The sequence below is a fragment of the Flavobacterium segetis genome (assembly GCF_900129575.1).
In the GTDB taxonomy this organism is placed as follows: domain Bacteria; phylum Bacteroidota; class Bacteroidia; order Flavobacteriales; family Flavobacteriaceae; genus Flavobacterium; species Flavobacterium segetis.
Genome location: NZ_FQWE01000006.1, coordinates 196380 through 219034, shown reverse-complemented (window position 1 = coordinate 219034; position 22655 = coordinate 196380). Strand labels below are relative to the sequence as shown.

The 22655-nt window shown below is 32.6% G+C and carries 21 protein-coding genes; 14 read left to right on the top strand and 7 right to left on the bottom strand.

Translation table 11 applies throughout. From position 1 onward, the window contains the following. Positions 1-50: 50 nt before the first annotated feature. The 7 genes from BUA99_RS10575 to acs all read left to right on the top strand — a co-directional run bounded on the left by BUA99_RS10575 (position 51) and on the right by acs (position 10382). Complete coding sequence (locus BUA99_RS10575; RefSeq protein ID WP_072991919.1) at positions 51-1226, top strand: 2-isopropylmalate synthase; 1176 nt, start codon at positions 51-53, stop codon at positions 1224-1226. A gap of 45 nt (positions 1227-1271) precedes the next feature. Continuing rightward, complete coding sequence (leuB, locus tag BUA99_RS10570; protein ID WP_072991916.1) at positions 1272-2387, top strand: 3-isopropylmalate dehydrogenase; 1116 nt, start codon at positions 1272-1274, stop codon at positions 2385-2387. Between the two features lie 54 nt (positions 2388-2441). Further along, entirely contained in the window at positions 2442-4121 is a 1680-nt protein-coding gene (gene ilvD / locus BUA99_RS10565; protein WP_072992132.1) for a dihydroxy-acid dehydratase, read from the top strand. A 146-nt stretch (positions 4122-4267) separates the two neighbouring features. Next, entirely contained in the window at positions 4268-5962 is a 1695-nt protein-coding gene (ilvB, locus tag BUA99_RS10560; protein ID WP_072991914.1) for a biosynthetic-type acetolactate synthase large subunit, read from the top strand. 4 nt (positions 5963-5966) lie between these two features. Beyond that, on the top strand, positions 5967-6488 hold the full coding sequence (gene ilvN, locus BUA99_RS10555; RefSeq protein ID WP_072991911.1) for an acetolactate synthase small subunit: 522 nt from the start codon (positions 5967-5969) through the stop codon (positions 6486-6488). A gap of 79 nt (positions 6489-6567) precedes the next feature. Next, positions 6568-8037, top strand: coding sequence for a ketol-acid reductoisomerase (ilvC, locus tag BUA99_RS10550; protein ID WP_072991908.1), 1470 nt, complete (start codon positions 6568-6570; stop codon positions 8035-8037). A 437-nt stretch (positions 8038-8474) separates the two neighbouring features. Then, the gene (acs, locus tag BUA99_RS10545; protein WP_072991906.1) at positions 8475-10382 is read left to right on the top strand and encodes an acetate--CoA ligase; all 1908 of its coding nucleotides are present in this window, start codon (positions 8475-8477) and stop codon (positions 10380-10382) included. Between the two features lie 17 nt (positions 10383-10399). Here the strand turns inward: acs and BUA99_RS10540 are convergent, their stop codons facing one another. Further along, positions 10400-11122 (bottom strand): hypothetical protein, encoded by a 723-nt coding sequence (locus BUA99_RS10540; RefSeq protein WP_072991904.1) that lies wholly within the window; start codon positions 11120-11122, stop codon positions 10400-10402. A 104-nt stretch (positions 11123-11226) separates the two neighbouring features. Here BUA99_RS10540 and BUA99_RS10535 point away from each other — a divergent pair, with 104 nt between their 5' ends. The 7 genes from BUA99_RS10535 to BUA99_RS10505 all read left to right on the top strand — a co-directional run bounded on the left by BUA99_RS10535 (position 11227) and on the right by BUA99_RS10505 (position 16836). Continuing rightward, positions 11227-12357: an NAD(P)/FAD-dependent oxidoreductase gene (locus BUA99_RS10535; RefSeq protein ID WP_072991901.1), complete on the top strand. Its 1131-nt coding sequence runs from the start codon at positions 11227-11229 to the stop codon at positions 12355-12357. Then, positions 12358-13068, top strand: a complete 711-nt coding sequence (locus BUA99_RS10530; RefSeq protein WP_072991899.1) for a methyltransferase domain-containing protein — start codon at positions 12358-12360, stop codon at positions 13066-13068. Then, entirely contained in the window at positions 13065-14117 is a 1053-nt protein-coding gene (locus BUA99_RS10525; protein WP_072992130.1) for a type III polyketide synthase, read from the top strand. Before BUA99_RS10530 ends, BUA99_RS10525 begins: the two co-directional genes overlap by 4 nt. A gap of 70 nt (positions 14118-14187) precedes the next feature. After that, positions 14188-14616, top strand: a complete 429-nt coding sequence (locus BUA99_RS10520; protein ID WP_072991897.1) for a 3-hydroxyacyl-ACP dehydratase FabZ family protein — start codon at positions 14188-14190, stop codon at positions 14614-14616. Between the two features lie 83 nt (positions 14617-14699). Continuing rightward, positions 14700-15977 (top strand): beta-ketoacyl-[acyl-carrier-protein] synthase family protein, encoded by a 1278-nt coding sequence (locus BUA99_RS10515; protein ID WP_072991895.1) that lies wholly within the window; start codon positions 14700-14702, stop codon positions 15975-15977. A gap of 93 nt (positions 15978-16070) precedes the next feature. Further along, positions 16071-16328 carry an acyl carrier protein gene (locus tag BUA99_RS10510; RefSeq protein WP_072991892.1) on the top strand — a complete coding sequence of 86 codons (258 nt, stop codon included), beginning with the start codon at positions 16071-16073 and terminating at the stop codon, positions 16326-16328. A 16-nt stretch (positions 16329-16344) separates the two neighbouring features. Then, positions 16345-16836, top strand: coding sequence for a 4'-phosphopantetheinyl transferase family protein (locus BUA99_RS10505; protein WP_072991890.1), 492 nt, complete (start codon positions 16345-16347; stop codon positions 16834-16836). A gap of 38 nt (positions 16837-16874) precedes the next feature. Here the strand turns inward: BUA99_RS10505 and BUA99_RS10500 are convergent, their stop codons facing one another. The 6 genes from BUA99_RS10500 to BUA99_RS10475 form a co-directional block, all read right to left on the bottom strand. Beyond that, positions 16875-18089, bottom strand: coding sequence for an ATP-grasp domain-containing protein (locus tag BUA99_RS10500; RefSeq protein ID WP_072991888.1), 1215 nt, complete (start codon positions 18087-18089; stop codon positions 16875-16877). Between the two features lie 15 nt (positions 18090-18104). Beyond that, entirely contained in the window at positions 18105-18935 is an 831-nt protein-coding gene (locus BUA99_RS10495; protein ID WP_084673529.1) for a type 1 glutamine amidotransferase, read from the bottom strand. 41 nt (positions 18936-18976) lie between these two features. Continuing rightward, on the bottom strand, positions 18977-20083 hold the full coding sequence (locus BUA99_RS10490; protein ID WP_072992128.1) for a carboxylate-amine ligase: 1107 nt from the start codon (positions 20081-20083) through the stop codon (positions 18977-18979). Between the two features lie 156 nt (positions 20084-20239). Further along, positions 20240-21187 (bottom strand): ATP-grasp domain-containing protein, encoded by a 948-nt coding sequence (locus BUA99_RS10485; RefSeq protein ID WP_072991883.1) that lies wholly within the window; start codon positions 21185-21187, stop codon positions 20240-20242. An 18-nt stretch (positions 21188-21205) separates the two neighbouring features. Beyond that, positions 21206-21919, bottom strand: coding sequence for an esterase family protein (locus BUA99_RS10480; RefSeq protein WP_072991882.1), 714 nt, complete (start codon positions 21917-21919; stop codon positions 21206-21208). 308 nt (positions 21920-22227) lie between these two features. Continuing rightward, positions 22228-22617, bottom strand: coding sequence for a glyoxalase (locus tag BUA99_RS10475; protein WP_072992125.1), 390 nt, complete (start codon positions 22615-22617; stop codon positions 22228-22230). Between the last annotated feature and the right edge of the window lie 38 nt (positions 22618-22655).

The window sequence follows — 22655 nt, the reverse complement described above, 5'->3', positions numbered from 1 at the left end:
TGAAATCTATTTTTGTTATCAGAATGTGAAATTACATTAAATAAATGATAATGAATAGAGAGAAAGTCCAAATTTTTGATACCACTTTAAGAGATGGAGAGCAAGTTCCAGGATGTAAGTTAGACACTGACCAGAAACTTGTTATTGCAAATCGATTAGACGAAATGGGTGTCGACATAATTGAAGCTGGATTTCCTGTTTCTAGTCCAGGTGATTTTCTATCGGTAACAGAAATTAGTAGAATTGTTAAAAATGCAACTGTATGTGGTTTAACAAGAGCCGTTAAAAATGACATTGATGTAGCAGCGCAAGCTTTAAAATATGCAAAAAAACCGCGTATTCATACTGGAATTGGAACTTCGGAATCGCATATTATTCATAAATTAAACACGACTAGAGAAGATATAATTGCAAGAACAAAATTTGCTGTTTCACATGCCAAGTCTTATGTCGAAGATGTGGAATTCTATGCCGAAGATGCAGGACGAACCGAGAACGAATTTTTAGCTCGAGTCTGCGAGGAAGCGATTAAATCAGGTGCTACTGTTCTTAACATTCCAGATACTACAGGTTATTGCTTACCAGAAGAATATGGAGCAAAAATTAAATATTTAAAAGAAAACGTAAAAGGAATAGAAAATGTAATTCTCTCATGTCATTGTCATAATGATCTGGGTATGGCTACAGCAAATTCTATTTCTGGAGCTATAAATGGAGCAAGACAAATTGAATGTACTATTAATGGAATAGGGGAGCGAGCAGGAAATACAGCACTTGAAGAGGTTGTGATGATTTTTAAACAGCATCCTTATTTAAATTTATATACTGACATAGATTCCAAACAGTTGAACGAAATGAGTCGCTTAGTTTCAGAAAGTATGGGAATGCTTGTTCAACCAAACAAGGCAATTGTGGGTGCTAATGCTTTTGCTCATAGTTCAGGAATTCATCAAGATGGTGTAATAAAGAATAGAGCAACGTATGAAATCATGGACCCTTTAGATGTTGGTGTCAATGAGTCCTCTATTGTCTTAACAGCTAGAAGTGGTAGAGCTGCATTAGCTTACAGGGCAAAAAAAGTGGGCTATGAATTATCAAAAGTACAATTAGATATTGTTTATGTAGAGTTTTTAAAATTTGCCGATATTAAAAAGGAAGTTTTAGATGATGATATTCATCAAATCATTGAGGTTTGTAAGATATATAATGAATTAATAAGAGGTTAAATTATTCTTCATCAATGTGATAATTTAAAAATAATAATCAATCCAATGAATTTAAAAATAGCCGCACTTTCAGGAGATGGGATAGGTCCAGAAGTTGTTTTACAAGCTAAAAAAGCATTATCAGCTATTGCTGTAGTTTTTGATCATGAGTTTGTTTTTGAAGATGCACTCATAGGTGCTATTGCTATTGAAAAAACAGGTAATCCTTTACCGGAACAAACTTTGAATCTTTGTTTAAATACGGATGCAGTTTTGTTTGGAACTGTTGGAGATATTTCTCAAGACTCTGCAATTGATATTAAATCCAGTCCAATACAAGGATTGTTAAAACTTAGACAAGCACTAGGACTTTATGCTAATGTTAGGCCAATCAAGCCATACAATGATTTATTAGATCTTTCGCCAATAAAAAGAAAAATAATTCAAGGAACTGATTTTGTCATTTTTAGAGAAATCTCTGGAGGATCCTATTTTAGCGAAAAAAAAATAAATGAACAAGGAACAATCGCGTCAGATTTATGTGAATATACTGAAAACGAAATTATCCGAATTACACATTTAGCATTCAAAGCAGCTCAAAAACGTAAAAACAAAGTCACTCTGGTTGATAAAGCGAGTATACTTGAAACCTCTAGATTATGGCGAAAAGTGGTAAAGGAAATTAGTGCTAGTTACCCTGAGGTAACAGTTGAATTTCTTTTGGTTGATTATGCTGCCATGCAGGTAATTATGAATCCTAATCAATTTGACGTTATTCTTACTGAAAATTTATTTGGTGATATTTTGTCTGATGAAGCCAGTGTTATTACTGGTGCTATTGGACTTTTACCATCCGCTTCGATCGGAAATTCAACAGCGTTATTTGAACCAATACACGGCATATTTTCAGAGGCAAAGAAAAAAAATATTGCAAATCCTATTGCATCCATTTTATCAGCTGCAATGCTATTAGAACATTTCGGTCTTCATTTAGAATCGGAGAAAGTGTACGAAGCAGTGCAAAAGGCAATCGAGCTTAATGTTGTCACGGCAGATTTGAATCCGTATTCTAAATTTGGAACGAATGAGGTTGGAGATTTTATTGCGAATTATATTGCAAGCAAAGATGATCTATATTTTAAAAGCGACAATGTTTATATAGGGCAATCAACAATTGTTTAAAGAAATAATAAATTTTCAACTATGATTTTTGAAAAAAATACAAGCATAAAAAAAATGGAATTAAACAAATATAGTAAGACAATTACACAAGATGAAACGCAACCTGCAGCACAAGCAATGCTCTATGGGATAGGTTTGACAGAAGATGATTTAAAAAAAGCGCAAGTAGGAATTGTGAGTATGGGTTATGAGGGAAACACTTGTAATATGCACTTAAATGATCTTGCAAAAGATGTGAAAAAAGGAGTTTGGGATACTGATTTAGTTGGTTTAATTTTTAATACTATTGGTGTTAGCGATGGAATTTCTAATGGTACTGAAGGAATGCGTTTCTCTTTAGTTTCGAGAGATGTGATAGCTGATTCCATAGAAACTGTGATGGGAGCACAATGGTATGATGGTATGATTGCAATACCAGGTTGTGATAAAAACATGCCCGGTGCTTTAATCGCAATGGGAAGAGTTAATCGTCCTTCAATAATGGTTTACGGAGGTTCAATCCATTCGGGATCGTGGAAAGGAGAAAGCTTAAACATAGTTTCCTCATTTGAAGCATTAGGGAAAAAGTTTCAAAACACAATTTCTGATGAAGATTTTCAGGGAATTATAAAAAATTCTTGTCCGGGACCTGGAGCTTGTGGCGGAATGTATACGGCTAATACAATGGCATCAGCGATTGAAGCACTTGGAATGAGTTTGCCATACAGTTCATCAAATCCAGCATTGAGTGACGAAAAGAAAAGAGAATGTTTGGAGGCTGGAAAATATATTAGAATATTATTAGAACAAGATATAAAGCCAAAAGACATTATGACCCGTAAAGGTTTTGAAAATGCAATTACCATTGTAGCGGTGCTTGGTGGATCTACTAATGCGGTAATGCACTTAATAGCTATGGCACATTCCGTAGACATTGAGATTACGTTAAAAGATTTTCAAGATATAAGTGATAGAACACCCATGCTCGCTGATTTAAAACCTAGTGGTAAGTATTTAATGGAAAATTTACATAATGTGGGAGGAGTTCCAGCAGTTATGAAGTATTTATTAAAAGAAGGATTGATGCATGGAGATTGTATCACTGTCACTGGGAAAACGCTGGCAGAGAATTTAGCTAATATTCCTGATTTAGAAGATGGTCAAGATGTTATCCATACCATCCAAAAATCATTAAAACCAACAGGAAATATTCAAATTTTATATGGAAATCTGGCCGAAGAAGGCGCTGTTGCCAAAATTAGTGGAAATGAAGGTGAGTTTTTCGAAGGCGAAGCCATTGTTTTTGAAAGCGAATTTGACGTTATTCCTGGAATTCAAAACGGACTTGTAAAACCCGGTAATGTGGTTGTAATAAGATATGTTGGTCCAAAAGGAGGGCCTGGAATGCCTGAAATGTTAAAACCTACATCGGCCATTATGGGTGCTGGTCTGGGTGGGTCAGTCGCTTTAATCACTGATGGAAGATTTTCTGGTGGATCACACGGTTTTGTTGTAGGCCACATTACACCCGAAGCTTTTGATGGTGGTGGGATTGCATTGGTTAAAAATGGAGATTTAATAACTATTGACGCGATCAAAAATACAATCAATTTAAAAATTTCTGATGTAGAATTTGCCGCTCGAAAAGCAAGTTGGGTGCAACCAGCTTTGAAGGTTACAAAGGGCGTTTTACTGAAATACGCAAGAGCGGTTTCAAGCGCCTCTTCAGGATGCGTAACAGATGGGGTTCAGTAAGTGTGAGTGATGAAAAATTAGATGCATCTAAAAATTTAAAATTGTTGCAGTGAATTTGTCTGGGAATTAAAATAATATTTTGGCTGTAGCCAAAATATTATTGCCAAATCAAAAGCCAATTACTGCTTTTAAAAGCAAAAAGAAAAATGAAAAATAATAAAATATCAGGTGCTGAGGCTATAATAAGGTGTCTCTTGGAAGAGGGCGTAAATTTAGTTTATGGCTATCCCGGCGGAGCAATTATGCCGGTTTACGACGAATTATATAAATTTAAAGATCAATTACATCACGTTTTAGTTCGCCATGAACAAGGAGCAACACATGCTGCTCAAGGTTTTGCGCGAGCTACAGGTAAAGTAGGAGTTGCCATTGCAACTTCAGGTCCGGGAGCAACTAACTTAGTTACTGGTATTGCAGATGCGCAAATCGATTCCACTCCTATGGTTTGCATCACGGGGCAAGTAGGGAAACATTTATTAGGGTCTGATGCTTTTCAAGAAACAGATATAATTGGAATTTCAACACCAGTAACAAAATGGAATTATCAGATAACAGAAGCTTCTGAGATTCCAGAAATTATGGCGAAAGCATTTTATATTGCAAAATCTGGTCGTCCTGGTCCTGTATTAATTGATATTACTAAAAATGCTCAATTTGACGAACTAGAATTTAGTTATAAAAAATGTACGAGCATCAGAAGTTACACTCCAAAACCAGTATTAAACTTAAACAAAGTAAAAGAAGCAGCTGCAATAATTAATGCTGCTAAAAAACCATTTATCGTATTTGGACAAGGCGTGATTCTTAGTGAAGCTGAAGCCGAATTAAAAACATTTGTTGAAAAATCAGGAATTCCTGCTGCTTGGACAATTTTAGGACTTTCGGCATTGCCAACAGCACATCCTTTAAACGTAGGAATGCTAGGAATGCATGGAAATTACGGTCCAAATGTATTAACAAATGAGTGTGATGTTTTGATTGCTTTTGGAATGCGCTTTGATGATCGCGTTACGGGAAATCTAGCTACTTATGCTAAACAAGCTCAAGTGATTCATTTTGAAATCGATCCTGCTGAAATTGATAAAAATGTAAAAACAACGGTAGCTGTGCTGGCAGATCTAAAAGAGTCGTTGACTGCCTTAATCCCATTAGTCGATAGTAAAACTCATGAGTCTTGGCACAACCAGTTCAAAGAAAAATACGAGACTGAATTAAAAGCTGTTATCAATGATGAATTGAAACCGAAAAAAGAAGGAATATCGATGGGAGAAACTATTGAAATGATAAATAAACACTCAAAGGGAGATGCAATTATGGTTTCGGATGTTGGACAACATCAAATGTTTGCTTGTCGCTACGCTAAATTCAATTCAACTAAAAGTAATGTAACGTCAGGAGGTTTAGGTACAATGGGTTTTGCTTTGCCCGCTGCAATTGGTGCTAAAATGGGAATGCCAGATCGTGAAGTGGTAGCAATTATAGGCGACGGTGGTTTTCAAATGACTATCCAAGAACTAGGAACCATTTTTCAAACTAAAGTTCCGGTAAAAATTGTGGTGCTCAACAATGAGTTTTTAGGAATGGTGCGTCAATGGCAGCAACTTTTTTTTGATAAGCGTTATGCTTCTACTGAAATGACAAACCCTAATTTTATTGCCATTGCTGAAGGATATTATATTAAAGCAAAAAAAGTTGTTAAAAGAGAAGATCTTGACAGTGCAGTAGCTGAAATGATGGCTTCAAAAGAATCCTACTTCCTAGAAGTTATGGTAGAAAAAGAAAATAACGTATTTCCAATGATTCCTACAGGAGCATCGGTTTCTGATATTCGATTAAGTTAATATTATGGAAAATCAAACATTCACTATCTCTGTTTATTCAGAAAACAACGTGGGATTATTAAATAGAATATCAGGAATATTCTTAAAACGCCACATCAATATTTTGAGTTTAAATGTATCGGAGTCGGAAATTGAAAGTGTCTCTCGGTTTATTATCGTGGTTAACACTACTGAAAAATGGGTGCAAAATATTGTGGGCCAAATTGAAAAACAAATCGAGGTAATAAAAACATACTACCATATTGATGACGAAACCATTTTTTTAGAAAATGCGCTTTTTAAAATTCAATCAAGTTTGCTTTTTGATGAACGCGAAATACAAAATATTATAAAAGAAAGTCATTCAGTTATTGTAACAGTGGCGAGAGACTACTTTGTAATTTCAATTTCAGGACAGCGAGCTGATATCGAATCATTGTACAAAAAATTAAAACCATACGGAATCATGCAGTTTGTTCGCTCTGGAAGGATTTCAGTTTCTAAAGCAAAAATGGATATTTCAAAGCTTTTAGAAACCTTAAAATAAAATAGATAAGCTCGCAACGTCTGCGATATGCTGAAGCAACACAACTTACAATAAATTAAAAAATAAATAAAAACTTAAAATGGCAAATTATTTCAATTCATTACCACTCAGATTACAATTAGAACAGTTAGGGGTTTGCAAATTCATGAATCAATCTGAATTTGCCAATGGAACTAAAGTGCTACAAGGTAAAAAAGTCGTTATAGTGGGCTGCGGTGCTCAAGGTTTAAATCAAGGATTGAACATGAGAGATTCTGGCTTAGATATTTCTTATGCTTTGCGTGCTGATGCAATATCTCAAAAAAGAGCTTCGTTCAACAATGCATTTGATAATGGTTTTACGGTGGGAACCTATGAAGAATTAATTCCAACTGCTGATTTAGTATGCAATTTAACGCCTGATAAACAGCATACTGCAGTAGTTACCGCAATAATGCCTTTAATGAAAAAAGGTTCAACGTTAGCTTATTCTCATGGATTTAATATTGTTGAAGAGGGTATGCAAATTAGGAAAGATATTACCGTTATTATGTGCGCGCCAAAATGTCCAGGATCAGAGGTAAGGGAAGAGTTTAAAAGAGGTTTTGGCGTTCCAACGTTAATTGCGGTACATCCAGAAAACAATCCAAATGGCGAAGGTTTTGAACAAGCAAAAGCATACGCAGTTGCAACCGGTGGTCATAAAGCAGGCGTTTTAAACTCCTCGTTTGTAGCAGAAGTGAAATCGGATTTAATGGGTGAACAAACCATATTATGTGGTATGTTACAAACTGGTTCTATTTTATGTTTTGATAAAATGGTTGAAAACGGAATTGAACCAAGTTATGCTTCTAAATTGATTCAATACGGCTGGGAAACAATTACCGAAGCATTGAAACATGGTGGTATTACAAACATGATGGATCGTTTGTCAAATCCCGCAAAAATTGAAGCTTACAGACTATCAGACGAATTAAAAGTCATTATGCGTCCTTTATTTCAAAAACATATGGATGACATTATTTCCGGTGAATTTTCAAAAAATATGATGATCGATTGGGCGAATGACGATGTTAATTTACTTACTTGGAGGGCTGCAACAGCCGAAACTAAATTTGAGAAAACAGCTCCTACCAATGTAAATATTTCGGAGCAAGAATATTTTGACAATGGTGTTTTAATGATAGCAATGGTAAAGTCAGGAGTGGAGCTGGCTTTTGAAACAATGTCTGAAACAGGTATTATTGAAGAATCAGCTTATTATGAATCATTACACGAATTACCTTTGATTGCAAACACAGTAGCTCGAAAAAAGCTGTATGAAATGAATAGAATCATATCAGACACAGCCGAATATGGTTGTTATTTATTTGATCATGCCTGTAAACCATTGTTAGCTGATTTTATGAAAACAGTGGAGACTAATGTTATAGGAAAACCATTTTCAACATCTAATGCCATTGATAATGTCGTTTTAATTGCTGTTAATAAAAGTATTCGTCAACACCCAATTGAAGAGGTTGGAGAATGGTTAAGAGAATCGATGACTACAATGAAAAAAATTGGATAATATAATAATACGTGATTAAGTGAATATTAAAAGTTTATTGGGATTAGGCATCTATCATTTTGAACCATAATAATTTGAATTAGTTAAATCTTTAATCAAATGAAATTGATGCTATTACATTCACTTAACTTCTGTTGAAGTTAAGTGAATTAATCCCTTACAACTTAGATTATGATCGCTTAAAATATTTTAGTTTGTTAAAAATTAATAAAATTATTATATCAATAGCATAAATAGATTTATCGGACTAAACGTGAAGGAAGTATTTTTTCACGTTTTTTTATTTTTTTAAATTTGAGTCTAAAAGCATCACTTTTTAAATATATATCAAATAAAAGGTTCGTAATTATAATAATTCTCTTTATTTGATTGCTATTTATCATAAAAATAATTTTAACAAGTGCCAGAGATTTAATACTTTTATAAAAAAATAAAACATGAGCTATTACAAAATTGAAAATTTAGAACAATATTTTAAACACTACAATAAATCAGTTCGTGAACCAAGAAAATTTTGGGGAAAAATAGCAGAAGAAAATTTCACATGGTATCAACAATGGGATAAAGTTGTCGATTTTGATATGGTTGAAGCTGATATCAAATGGTTTGAAGGGGCGAAAGTTAATATTGTAAAAAATTGTATTGATAGACATCTAGCTAAAAGAGGTGATAAAACCGCTATAATATTTGAACCTAACGATCCATCAGAAAATGCACTACACATCACCTATATTGAATTGCATCAGCGTGTGTGTAAAATGGCTAATGTGTTGCGTGAACAAGGTATAAAAAAGGGAGATCGTGTTTGTATTTATTTGCCAATGATCCCTGAATTAGCAATTGCAACATTAGCCTGTGCACGCATAGGAGCTATTCACTCGGTTGTGTTTGCAGGATTCTCTGCTGCTGCTGTGGCTAGCAGGATTAACGATAGCGAATGCAAAATGGTTATAACCTCTGACGGTGGATATAGAGGTAATAAAACAATAGATTTAAAGGGCATTATTGATGAAGCATTAGAAAAATGTTCTTCTGTAGAAAATGTTTTAGTAGTCAAGCGTATTCATTCAGAGATAGTTATAAAAGAGGGACGTGACCAATGGTTGCAGCCCCTTTTAGACGCAGCAAGTGATAATAATGTTGCTGAAATAATGGATGCTGAAGATCCGCTATTTATATTATATACCTCGGGCTCAACTGGAAAACCTAAAGGTATGGTTCATACAACAGCTGGTTATATGGTTTATACTGCCTACACTTTTAAAAATGTTTTTAATTATGAAGAAAACGATATTTTTTGGTGTACTGCTGATATTGGTTGGATTACTGGACATTCCTATATTTTATATGGTCCATTACTGAATGGAGCTACTACGGTAATTTTCGAAGGAGTGCCTTCATATCCGGATTTTAGTCGCTTTTGGGAAACCATTGAAAAACATAAAATTACTCAATTTTACACTGCTCCAACAGCTATTAGAGCTTTGGCAAAAGAAAATTTGGAATACGTTCAAAAATACGAGTTGAATTCCCTAAAAGTAATCGGCTCTGTAGGTGAACCGATAAATGAGGAAGCATGGCACTGGTACAATGATCATGTAGGAGCTAAAAGATGTCCTGTTGTTGATACGTGGTGGCAAACCGAGACTGGCGGGATAATGATTTCTCCAATTGCATTTGTAACTCCTACTAAACCTACTTATGCGTCATTACCATTACCAGGTATTCAGCCAGTCCTAATGGATGAAAAACGTAATGAAATAGAGGGAAATCAAGTAAATGGTAGTCTTTGTATTAAATTTCCGTGGCCCGGAATTGCTAGAACTATTTGGGGTGATCATCAAAGATATAAGGATACCTATTTCTCAACATTTCCGGGAAAATACTTTACAGGCGATGGTGCTTTGAGAGATGAGGTAGGTTATTATAGAATTACAGGACGCGTTGATGATGTAGTGATTGTTTCTGGTCATAATTTAGGAACTGCACCAATTGAAGATGCAATTAATGAACATCCTGCTGTTGCCGAGTCAGCTATTGTTGGATTTCAGCATGATGTTAAAGGGAATGCATTGTACGGTTTTGTTATTTTAAAAGAATCAGGAGAATACCGCGACAAAGAAAATTTGAAGAAAGAAATTAATCAGCAAATTTCAAATCATATTGGACCAATAGCAAAATTAGATAAAATTCAATTTGTGTCTGGTTTACCTAAAACACGCTCTGGTAAAATAATGCGTAGAATTTTACGTAAAATAGCGGATGGAGATTATTCAAGTTTTGGAGATATTTCTACTCTTATAAATCCAGAAATTGTTGACGATATAAAAGATAATAAAGTATAGTATATTATTTTAAATTTTTAAGGTTGGAGATCAATAGTATGATTTTCAACCTTTTTTTTAGTGCTTATCATAAATAGGTAAATCAAATAAAATGAAGTAAAATGTAAAATTCTATCTAATGCATTTAAAAAAATATTTTGAACAAAATAGGTAGCAACGGCTGCAAAAACATCATTAAAAATCAATGCAAAAGCCCCGAAAAAAAAGTAATATGCTTTGCTATCACCATATTTTCCTAAATAAGTAACAGCTGTAGCACCAAGTAGTATTGCGGTTATTGCATTAAAAATTATAATGATATTTAGGAACTCATCACTTATTGCAGAAGCTAATATAAAAATAATTGCTACTAAAAAAACACAATTTAAACCCAGAATAAAAAGCGTGTAACCACTGGGAAAAATTTGAATTTCTTTATTTTTAATTGACTTATAACCCAAAAGTATTAATGCGATGTAACAACAAAAAGATGCGATTAGGGCTGCCCTAAAAAATTGAAGTGAATCTTGCCAAAATAAGAGTAAGATCTCTTGTAGGAAGAAAAAGAAAACAAAAAGAAAATAATTTTTTGATAAATTTGTTATGTTACTTTTTACAGCGTAAACAAGGAACGACGGAATAATCAATGGTTTGATATAGATGACATAAGCAGGATTATAAAAAACTCCAGCACAAAAATAAATCACCAATAAAAAAATTGGTAATAATAACAATGTGTTCTGTTTGATAAAATTTTCCATACTTCAAACAAAACTAACAATTTATATTTTTACTACAAAAATTTTACAAAAAATTTATTCAATTTTGAAAGTCATTGTTAAACTTAATTATTAAATTTACCACAATGACTAAGAAATCTGTAATTATAGTAGGTGGCGGTTTAGCGGGATTGACGACCGCTATACATTTATCAAAAATGGGATTAAAGATTGTTCTAATAGAAAAAAACGAGTACCCTAAACATAAAGTTTGTGGTGAATATATTTCTAATGAAGTCCTTCCTTATCTATCATTTTTAGATTTAAAAATTTCTGATCTGCATCCTACTGCAATCACAGACATGGAATTCTCTACAGTATCAGGTAAAATTATTGAAAGCACCTTACCGCTAGGCGGTTTTGGAATAAGTCGTTACACATTAGATCAATATTTATTTAAAAAGGCAGTAGAAAACGGCTGCACAATAATTAAAGATACCGTCGAATCTATAATATTTAAAAACGATATATTTACCATAACCACATCTAATAATAATGTTCACGATTCAAAAATTGTAATCGGAGCCTTTGGGAAAAGATCTAATATTGATCAACAATTATCACGTACTTTTATGCAGAAACAATCTCACTGGTTAGCAGTAAAAGCGCATTATTCTGGAAATTTCCCAAAAGATTTAGTTGGTTTACATAATTTTAAGGGTGGCTATTGCGGCGTTTCTAAAGTAGAAAATGATACTATAAATATTTGTTACCTCGCTGATTATAAAACTTTTAAAAAATATAAGAATATTGATGATTATCAGGAGAATGTAGTTTTTAAAAATCCACACTTAAAATCAGTTTTTTCACATTCTAAACTGCTTTTTCAAAAGCCATTAACGATAAGCCAAGTCTCATTCGAAAAAAAACAAGCGGTAGAAAATCACATTTTGATGATTGGTGACACTGCTGGTTTAATTCATCCCTTGTGCGGAAATGGAATGGCAATGGCTATTCACAGTGCTAAAATTGTCTCTGAATTAGTAATTCAATATTATAATGACCAAATTAAAACAAGAAATGAATTAGAAAATAAGTATATTGAACAATGGAATTTTAATTTTGAACTTCGTTTAAAAATGGGACGTTTGCTGTCAAGTATATTACAAAAACCGAAACTATCTTCGATACTAATGCGTATATTAATCGCTTTTCCATTATTGCTGCCATTAATAATTAAAAAAACTCACGGAAAACCAATAACCCTTAATTATTAAATGGTATTGAATACTAAATATAGAACTGACGATCCTGAAATAATGGACGATTTTGATATGGAAGGAGAAGTCCTTAGAGATGCTCTAGATAAAATTGCAAAGATCAATCAACTTCTAGGAGGCAATAAGTTAACACTACAAGGAGTAAAAGAATTACTTCAATCTAAAAATAGAGATAAAGAAATTACTATAGTAGATGTAGGTTGTGGCAATGGTGACATGCTGCGAACAATAGCTGAATATGCTTTAGGAAAAAACTTAAAATTCAAGTTGATTGGTATAGATGCTAATAATTTTACAATATCTCATGCCAAACAGCTTTCGCAAAAATATCTCAATATCTCTTATTTATGTCAAGATATTTTTTGTGAATCATTTCAAGAATTAAAATACGATATTGTATTGTGCACATTGACTTTACATCATTTTAAGGATGAACAAATTAACCATCTATTGAAAGTGTTTTATTCAAATGCTACTATGGGAATTGTTATTAATGATTTACATCGAAGTGCTGTTGCTTACCGTTTATTTCAAGGGTTATGCTTTGTTTTTCAGCTGAATGATATGTCACGTCAAGATGGATTAACTTCAATTTTGAGAGGTTTTAAAAAAGAAGAATTAGTCGAATTTTCTAAAAGATTAAATAATAATTATAAAATTCATTGGAAATGGGCCTTTAGATACCAATGGATAATTTCAAAAATATGAGCGTAAAAATTAAAACAGTAGCTAAACAGTTACCTAAATATTCAAGAGCAACTGAGGAGATTATTCCTTTTTTAGACGCTTGGTTAGAAGGACAGGACGAACGTTTTATCAGGAAAGTAAAAAAAATTTTTGAAGGTGCTGCAGTTGATAAACGGTATTCAATAATGGATCCAATAGAGGTTTTTACTAAAACTTCTTTTGAAGAAAGAAATGATATTTATGTTCGCGAAGTAATTGATCTTGGAGAACAAGTTTTGAAAAAAGCACTAGAAAAAGCAAACTGGAATCCAGATGACTTGGACTATATAATTACAGTTAGTTGTACTGGAATCATGATTCCGTCATTGGATGCTTACTTAATCAATAAATTAAAATTACGCCAAGATATTGTAAGACTTCCTGTAACAGAAATGGGTTGTGCTGCGGGAATTTCTGGAATTATTTATGCGAAAAATTTTCTGCAGGCTAATCCCGGGAAACGTGCCGCAGTAGTAGCGATTGAAAGTCCTACTGCGACATTTCAGTTGGATGATTTTTCAATGGCAAATATAGTAAGTGCAGCAATTTTTGGTGATGGTGCAGCTTGCGTCTTACTTTCATCGCATGAGGCGGATGAAGGACCTGAAATTTTAGCTGAAGAAATGTATCATTTTTATGACAATATTCACATGATGGGTTTTAAATTGACAAACTCAGGTTTACAAATGGTTCTCGATATAGAAGTTCCTGAGACTATTGCCTCTCATTTTCCTGATATTATTCATCCTTTTTTAGAAAAAAATCAGTTGAAAATTGAGGACGTAGATCATTTAATTTTTCATCCTGGTGGTAAAAAAATTGTGCAAACTGTAGAAAATTTATTTTCTGATTTAGGAAAAAATATATTTGATACTAAGGAAGTATTGCGATTATATGGAAATATGTCAAGCGCTACAGTCTTATACGTTTTAGAGCGAATAATGGATAATAATCCCGCAAAGGGAAGTAAAGGTCTAATGCTGAGTTTTGGTCCAGGATTTTCAGCACAAAGAGTTTTATTACAATTTTAAAACTGATAATTGTAATATCGTTTATTTAACTTTTGTAAATGATCTTTTTTAATTTATAAATAAAGTATTGATGACCTCTGAAGAAATTATATCAAAATTACCGTATTCAAAACCATTTTTATTTGTTGATGAAATCATCCAAATTAATGAAAATGGAGTAGAGGGTAGCTATACATATTGTGAGAATCATGATTTTTACAAAGGTCATTTCAAGGACAATCCTATTACTCCTGGTGTTATTTTAACAGAAACAATGGCTCAAATAGGTGTAGTCTGTTTAGGTGTTTTTTTATTAAATAATTCATTTAATAAAAATTCATCAATAGCACTAACTTCCAATGAAATAGATTTTTTAAAACCAGTTTTCCCAAATGAAAAAGTAAGTGTTTTTTCTGAAAAAATTTATTTTCGATTTGGAAAATTAAAATGTAAAGTTTACATGAAAAATCAAAAAGGCGAGACAGTTTGTAGCGGGATAATTGCAGGAATGATAAGGTAATTAAGAGATGAATAACGATTTATATTGTATCCTATTTTCATAATTAAAAGAAATTAAAATTTGTAGTCTATTAAAATCATATTATGAATAGAAGAGTAGTAATAACAGGTCTTGGAGTTGTTGCCCCAAATGGAGTTGGATTAGACTCGTTTACTCATGCCATCAAAAATGGTATTTCTGGAATTATACATGATTTAGAACTCGAGAGACTTAAATTTTCTTGTCAAATATCAGGTAAACCCAATATTTCAGAGGAATTATCATTAAAATACTTTTCAGAATTAGAACTTCGTAATTTTAATTCATCGGGGATTTTATATGGAGTAATTGCAGGAATCGATGCTTGGATTGATGCGGGTTTAACAGTTGAAAATAATCAAAATCCAGATTGGGAAAGCGGGACCATATTTGGAACAGGAACTTCGGGAATAGACAAGTTTCGCGAAAGCATTTATAAAATTGATGATTTTCAAACGCGACGTCTAGGAAGTACAGCCGTAGCGCAAACAATGAATAGTGGTGTAAGTGCTTATTTAGGCGGAAAATTAGGTTTAGGAAACCAAGTAACAACGAATTCATCTGCATGTACTACTGGAACAGAAAGTATTATGATGGCTTATGATAGGATAAAATCAGGACAAGCCAAACGAATCTTAGCAGGAAGTACTAGCGATTCTGGGCCATATATTTGGGGTGGATTTGATGCTATGCGTGTTTGCACTTTTAAATATAATGATTCGCCGGAGCAAGGCTCGAGACCTATGAGCGCAACTGCATCAGGATTTGTTCCGGGTAGTGGCGCAGGAGCATTACTAATTGAAGATTTAGAAACCGCTTTAGCTCGTGGTGCTAGGATTTATGCAGAGATTTTAGGAGGAAACATAAATTCTGGTGGGCAACGTGGACTTGGAACTATGACTGCTCCAAATCCAGTTGCCGTGCAGAAATGTATAACTGCTGCTATTGCCAATGCTGGAATTAATGCAAATGATATTGATGCAATAAACGGTCATTTAACTGCAACTTCAAAGGATAGTTTAGAAATTCAAAATTGGAGTGAAGCGTTAGGATTAAAAGGGAAAGATTTCCCATATATAAATTCTCTAAAATCAATGGTAGGTCACTGCTTGTCTGGCGCAGGAAGTATTGAAAGCGTCTCCTCTATTTTGCAATTGCATCATGGATTTATTTTCCCAAATATTAATTGTGATGATATACATCCAGAAATTAGTAGTATCATTGATGAGTCAAAAATTCCGAAGAAATATGTGCAAAAAGATATCCAAATTTTAGCTAAAGCTAGTTTTGGTTTTGGCGATGTAAATGGTTGTGTAATATTTAAAAAATATAATCATAAATAGTATCAATCAATTTAGTTGAGATAACTCAATAAATTTTGATGAAATGGCAGTGCTTTTTTATAGATAAAAACTTTAGTAAAAAGAATAATAAAAATGAATAACGAACAAATTATTGAGCAATTAAAGGAAATTATAAGACCTTATGTTCTAGATCAATCTGCATTAGAAACATTAACAGAAACTACTGATTTCATTAATGATTTAAAAATTAATTCGGCAAATTTAGTAGATGTTATTTTAGACATTGAGGAAAAATATAGCATTGTAATAGATAATGAGTCAATGGAGCGTATGATTAATGTTGCCGCTGCTATGGATATAATAAAAACTAAATTAGCGGAGAAAAGTTAAATCTATTTAAAGTAAAATGATAGGAAATGACATTGTCGATTTGGCTCTAGCCAAAATAGAAAGTAATTGGCAACGTCAAGGATTCTTAGATAAAATATTTACTCCAAGTGAGCGATTACTCATTGAAAATGCACCAAATCCTGAAATTATAGTTTGGAATTTATGGACACGAAAGGAAGCTGCTTATAAAATTTACAATCGAGAAACTGGAAAAAGAGGTTATTTTCCTTTAAAATTAGAATGTAAATATGAAAGTGAATTTAAGGGGATTGTGTTCTGCGAGGGCTTTGTCTATTTTACTCAAACAGAAATCACTAAGGATTTGATTTATACCATTGCAGTAACTGAAAACAAAAATTTTAATTTAGTTAGTACAATTACTTTAGAAACTAAAATAGCTAAAATTAATGGCATTCCATATATTCAAGTAGATGCAAATCAAAAATATAAGCCAGTTTCTATAACGCATCATGGTCGTTTTTGGAGGGGAATAACTATAAAAATTTAAATTAGATTTGATCAAGAAACAGAATTTATTTTTATTTTTCACAAATTAATTTCTGCAAGTCTTTCGCTTTCAAATAGGCCTAAAGTTCCTCCAACCCAGTCCTTGTCTTTATTAAATTTTACACCTATCATTTCACCACGACTCAATCTCACCAAATTACAGAGTAGAGTGGGAGATTCATCTTCTTTTTTCCAAACGCAAAGTACTCGCACTTCTGCTTTAACTTTTCCATCAAGAGATTGAACAATTGGGATATAATTTACCTTTTTTTGAAGTATGTAAAGTTCTTTTTCAATAACGTTTTCAAGATCTTCCTTTTTTAGATGGAAAATTACGCCAGTTCCTGAAAATGAAAACAAAGGTTTTAAAACATAATTTTCCAAATCCTTGGGAATTTCTTTTAATTCGCTTAACAATGTTGTTCCTATAAAATATTTACCTTTTAAATAAGGTAAAATAAATTTACTTATCCTAAAAAACCAGTTGGGATGACCAGCCCATTCTACATCTAAATCATCAGTAAAATGAAAGTTTAATTTTAAATCATTTCGCAAATTAAGTTCGTCAAAAATAACTCGATTATAGATTCGCTTTACAAGAATTTCTATGCCTTTACTGTTCCGGTAAAAAAGCTGTTTATCCTTTTTAATCAGATCAGTAACACATATAATTGGGATTCCAATATCTCTATTGCAATAATAAAAATCAATTTTTGTATTTTGCTTCTCTGGCTCAATTTCAAGCAAAATCACATTTTCATTGGGATGTGAATTACAAATCACTTCTTTTAAAATTTCTTGATATTTATGATTGTCTATTCCATCAAAAAAAGGAGTTAACTCTTCAAGAAAGGGATATTGATTTTTGAATTTCTCGTACAAATTAGCTTGATAATTATACAAAGAAGGAAATCCCTGAACCTCAATTAATTTAGGCACAATTTCGCCATTTTCTATACATATTCCAAAATCGATGGCTAAGAAAGTAGTGTGTTTATCTTCATTTGGAACTTTATGATTAAGTTCTAATGATTTGTCAGTAAGTGTTTTGAATTCTTCTTGTTTAATAAAAGTGATAACTTCTTGACATCCTTCAATCAATTGTTGTTTTAAATTTTTAGAGATAAAAAATGGGGTTTCAGCTACTCTAAAAGTGGGTAAATAATTAAAATCAGAAGCGATATCATTTTTGAAATCTTGGTATTTTTTGTCACTGAATTGAGCATTAAATAACTCCCGATACTTTGAAATCATAAACTTAATTATTAACTAATTAGATAACATTTTTTTTGTTTTCATCAAATCATTTATAGCAGTACGAAGAAAATTCGGAATCAAAGTCTCATTAGTTTTGTAGATTTTATCATCGTCCATTAAATCTTCTAACATATCTCGAAACTTCTTTTCGCCTTTCATATTTTTTATTTTCTCTTTAGCTACTTTGTTTCGCAAATGAGCAACAAAACTTATGGGATCAGCTTCGGGATGAAATTGTGTACCAACGAAATAGTCTGTAAATCGAACAGCCATTATCGCTCTTTCATATTGAACATGATCTCTAATTTTTTCTAATGAAATAATTTTTGCTCCTTTTTTAGTAAAAACGCTTAATTTGGGTTGTACGACTTGGTAATCTCGAGAATCAATTCCGTAAAAAGGATCGGATAGGCCTTCAAATAATGAATCAGTTTCACCTTCTTTAGTTTTGTGAATAGTCATAACCCCAAAGCTTGTATCATTTCTTTTAGTAACCGTTGCTAATCCAAAATGCAAACAAGCCATTTGAAAAGAATGACAAATAAAAAGTACATGCTTTTTAATTGCATTTTCATTATTCCACTTGGTTAATGAGTCGATAAATTCATAATATTTTGTATCCCAATTACCATCTCCTATTAATGGATTTCCTGGACCTCCTGTAGAAATATAAATATCAAATTTTTCAATAGTAGGAAATTCACATTTACTACGAATATCAAATATTTGAAAACTTACCACTGGACTAAAGCGATTCACTACATCAATAATGCAACGCATTCCTTGGTTAGGTTCGCCGTTGTACATATCTAGCAAGGCAACTTTTAATATTTTATTTATCATAAACATTTATTTATAAGCGAGATGTAAAGATAAAATATTATTTACAATCCCTTTGTGAATTCTCCTGTTATAAAATCGACAACGCTTGAAAGACACCCTGTTTCATTAAATACTGTTAACTGCTTATCAGCACCAGTCCCATTTTTTAAAATTTCATGCACAAAATTAATTTCATCGCGACTTCCTAATTCATCCACCACATCATCAATAAAATCAAGTAGTTCTAGAATCAAAATCTTAGTTTCAACTTCTTTTTGCAAACCAAAATCGATCATATTATTGTCAATTCCGTAACGAGCGGCACGAAATTTATTCTCTTTAACCAGCGCAATTCTGTAAACATTAAAGCTGGTGTTATTCATATTTAGTTTATAAAGTTTAGCTACAATTGCTTGAATAATTGCTACAATACAAATAGTTTCATCAACTGTTAAGCACATATCACAAATCCTAAATTCAATCGTATTAAAAAAGGGATGTAAACGCAAATCCCACCATATTTTTTTAGGGTTATCTATACAATTAGTTTTAACTAACGTGTCTAAAAAGTTTTGATACGCTCCAACGGAGTCGAAATATTCAGGTAAACCCGTTCTAGGAAATTTATCAAAAACCTTTGTTCTAAACGATTTATATCCCGTTTGTCGTCCTTCCCAAAATGGCGAATTAGTTGAAAGTGCAAAAATATGAGGCAAAAAATAAGTAGCTTGATTCATCAATTGCAAACCTATTTCCCTGTTTTCAATCCCAACATGACAATGCATCCCAAAAATTAAATTTGAACGTGCAGCATCTTGTAATTCGTTCACAATATCATGGTAACGCGGATCGTCAGTAATGGGCTGATCCTGCCATTTAGAAAAAGGATGTGTTCCAGCACCACCAACAATTAAATCTTGCTTATCAGCTAGTTCAACAATTTTAGATCGTAAAAACCGTATTTCATTGCGAGCATCATTTACATTATTGCAAATATTAGTACCTACTTCTACCACTGATTGGTGCATTTCAGCCTTTACTTGCTCATTTAAAATTATTTTTGCACCATCAACAATTTTTGATAAATGCGAGCGCAAATCTCTAGATTCAGGATCAATAATTTGATATTCTTCCTCTACACCTAGTGTAAATATTGGTAGTTTCTTCATTAGCATATTTTTTTTAGGAACTTTTTACCGCTTTCCGTTGCTATTTTCTTCTATTGTTTATAATTCGTTTTATAGGCAAATGCAAAACAATTAAAAAAGATTTTTCGCGTAATATCGGGATAAGCGAGACTAGGGCATTGAGAAAGTTATTCCAGATTATTTTCCTGCAGCAGCTTCTTTTATAAAAGTTCCCCAAGTCAAATTCATTTTTCCGGCTTTTTGCTTTTTTGCAGCAGCAATAGCCATTTTAGCGGCCTCTTCCACCACCCATTCAAAATTTTCAGCACCAACCGAAGTTAATTCTGCATCAGGTGCTGGATTTCCAAAATCAATTGCATAAGGAATTCCTTCACGCACCGCAAATTCTACAGTATTAAAGTCGTATCCTAAGCCTTTGCACAAACGCAATGTATAATCCTTTACTGTTGCCAATAATTTTTTATCTGTAGCAGGGCCATCAATAACGTAACGCAAATGGTGTGGATTTCTTGGTTCATATTGCATAATACGCACCGCTTTTCCGCCTAAACAATATACCCTGAAATACTCGGTAAATACAATTTCTTCTTGTAACATCATTACTAATTGTCCTGTTTCTTGGTGTTTTTCCCAAAACTCTTCTTTGTTTTCGAGTCGGTAAACATTTTTCCAACCACCACCGGCATAAGGTTTCATGTAAGCAGGAAATCCTATATAATCAAAGATGCCTTCCCAATCCATTGGATATTTTAAATTTCTAAAAGATTTTCCAGTTGTGTCTGTAGGATGCTCAGCGGAAGGTAAAATCACAGTATTGGGCAACGGAACTCCTAAAGTATCAGCGAGTGCATTATTAAAAAACTTGTCATCTGCACTCCACCAAAACGGATTATTGATAACATTTGTCCCAGTCAATGCTGCATTTTTTAAATAAGCACGATAAAAGGGAACGTCTTGTGAAATTCTATCAATGATCACTGCATATTCGCCGTCCTTGTTTTGCACCACTTTGTCAATTGAAACGGCTTCGGCAATAATTCCTTTTTCATTTTTTGAGTTAACTCTATCTATAAATGCCTGAGGGAATGTATCTTCCATACCAAATAAAATTCCTATTTTTTTCATCTTTTTAAGTTTATGTTTTTAATAAAATTTAATTCTTGATAGATAATGCGGAAACATTTCTTTCCAAACTGGCCAATCATGTTTTTGATCCTGGCGAATGTCTAACCAATGATGAACATTTTTATCGCTTAACACTTTACTCATTTTTAAGTTGGCATCTAAGCAAATATCCCAATTTGAAGTTCCTAATACAATATCCATGTTCCACAATTCATGATCGTTTAATCCATATAAATAATCTTCGGGACTGTTATAAAACACATCGTCATTATGAAAACCATCCATAAAATTTTTGATAGTAAAAGCGCCACTCATAGAAAATAAATGACTTACATAGCCAGGATGTCTAAATGCAAAGTTAGCTGCATGATAACCACCAAAACTGCAACCAGCAACGGCTACTTTTCCTGCTGTAGTATTGTTTTTTACTCTTTCAACAATTTCATGACAAATTAGTTTATCATAACGAACATGATTTTCCATGCGATGTATTGGATGAATTTGCTTGTTATAAAAACTGTCTTTATCTACACTATCAGGACAAAAGATTTGAATAAGACCTTGTTCAACATACCATCTTGCTGATTCTATAAGCCCCATATCTTTATTCTCATGATAGGATCCCATTGAAGTGGGAAATAGAATTATGGGATAACCAGAATATCCAAAAACAAGCATTTCAATTTCTCTGCCTAAATTTGGAGAATGCCATTTAAAATACTCTTCCTTCATATATTTAATTTTAACAATTATAATGAAAATAATTAGGAATAAAACACAATTATATCATTGAATATAATTATTACGATATAAATGATAAACAAATATAAAATATGAATAAATGATATAATTGCGCTAAAGAAGATATGCTTTTTTAAAAAAAAGATATTTATAGTCTATAAATTGAAATGAAGATAAAGTAAAAGGGAGACCTCATGATCTACAAATAGAGCTAGCAGAAAATAAAAAAGGTCAAAAAAATATATTTTTCCTGTTTAAAGAAAAAATATATTTTAAATTACCTTGAGAAACATAATTGTTTAATCAAAAAGTTGCACTTGACTTTTTAATCGCTCTAATAACATACTCATTATTCTCTTATTGATATTTGAAGAATTTTGGGAATACACCGCATATTCTTCTAATGTGAATAAACCTATTATAATTCCCTTTACCATACTGCTAAATTTAGCATCTTTCTGCACGGCATTATCAATCACAGCTAGTTTTGCCTCGATGGTTTTTGATTGGAATTCTACTTTGTTTCTTTCTATATAATTCTTAAAAGATGCAATAAAAAGATCATTTTGTAATTTTAAGATTGGTCGAAGCGTTTCATTTTGAAAAGATTCTTCGATTGAAGACTCAGAAGATATTGAGCCAATTGCCTGTCCTCTGAGTTGTGAAAGAAAAGTGTCGCGTGTGTTCATTTTTTTTTTCTTTAAAATTAAAAAAAATGAGATAAGAA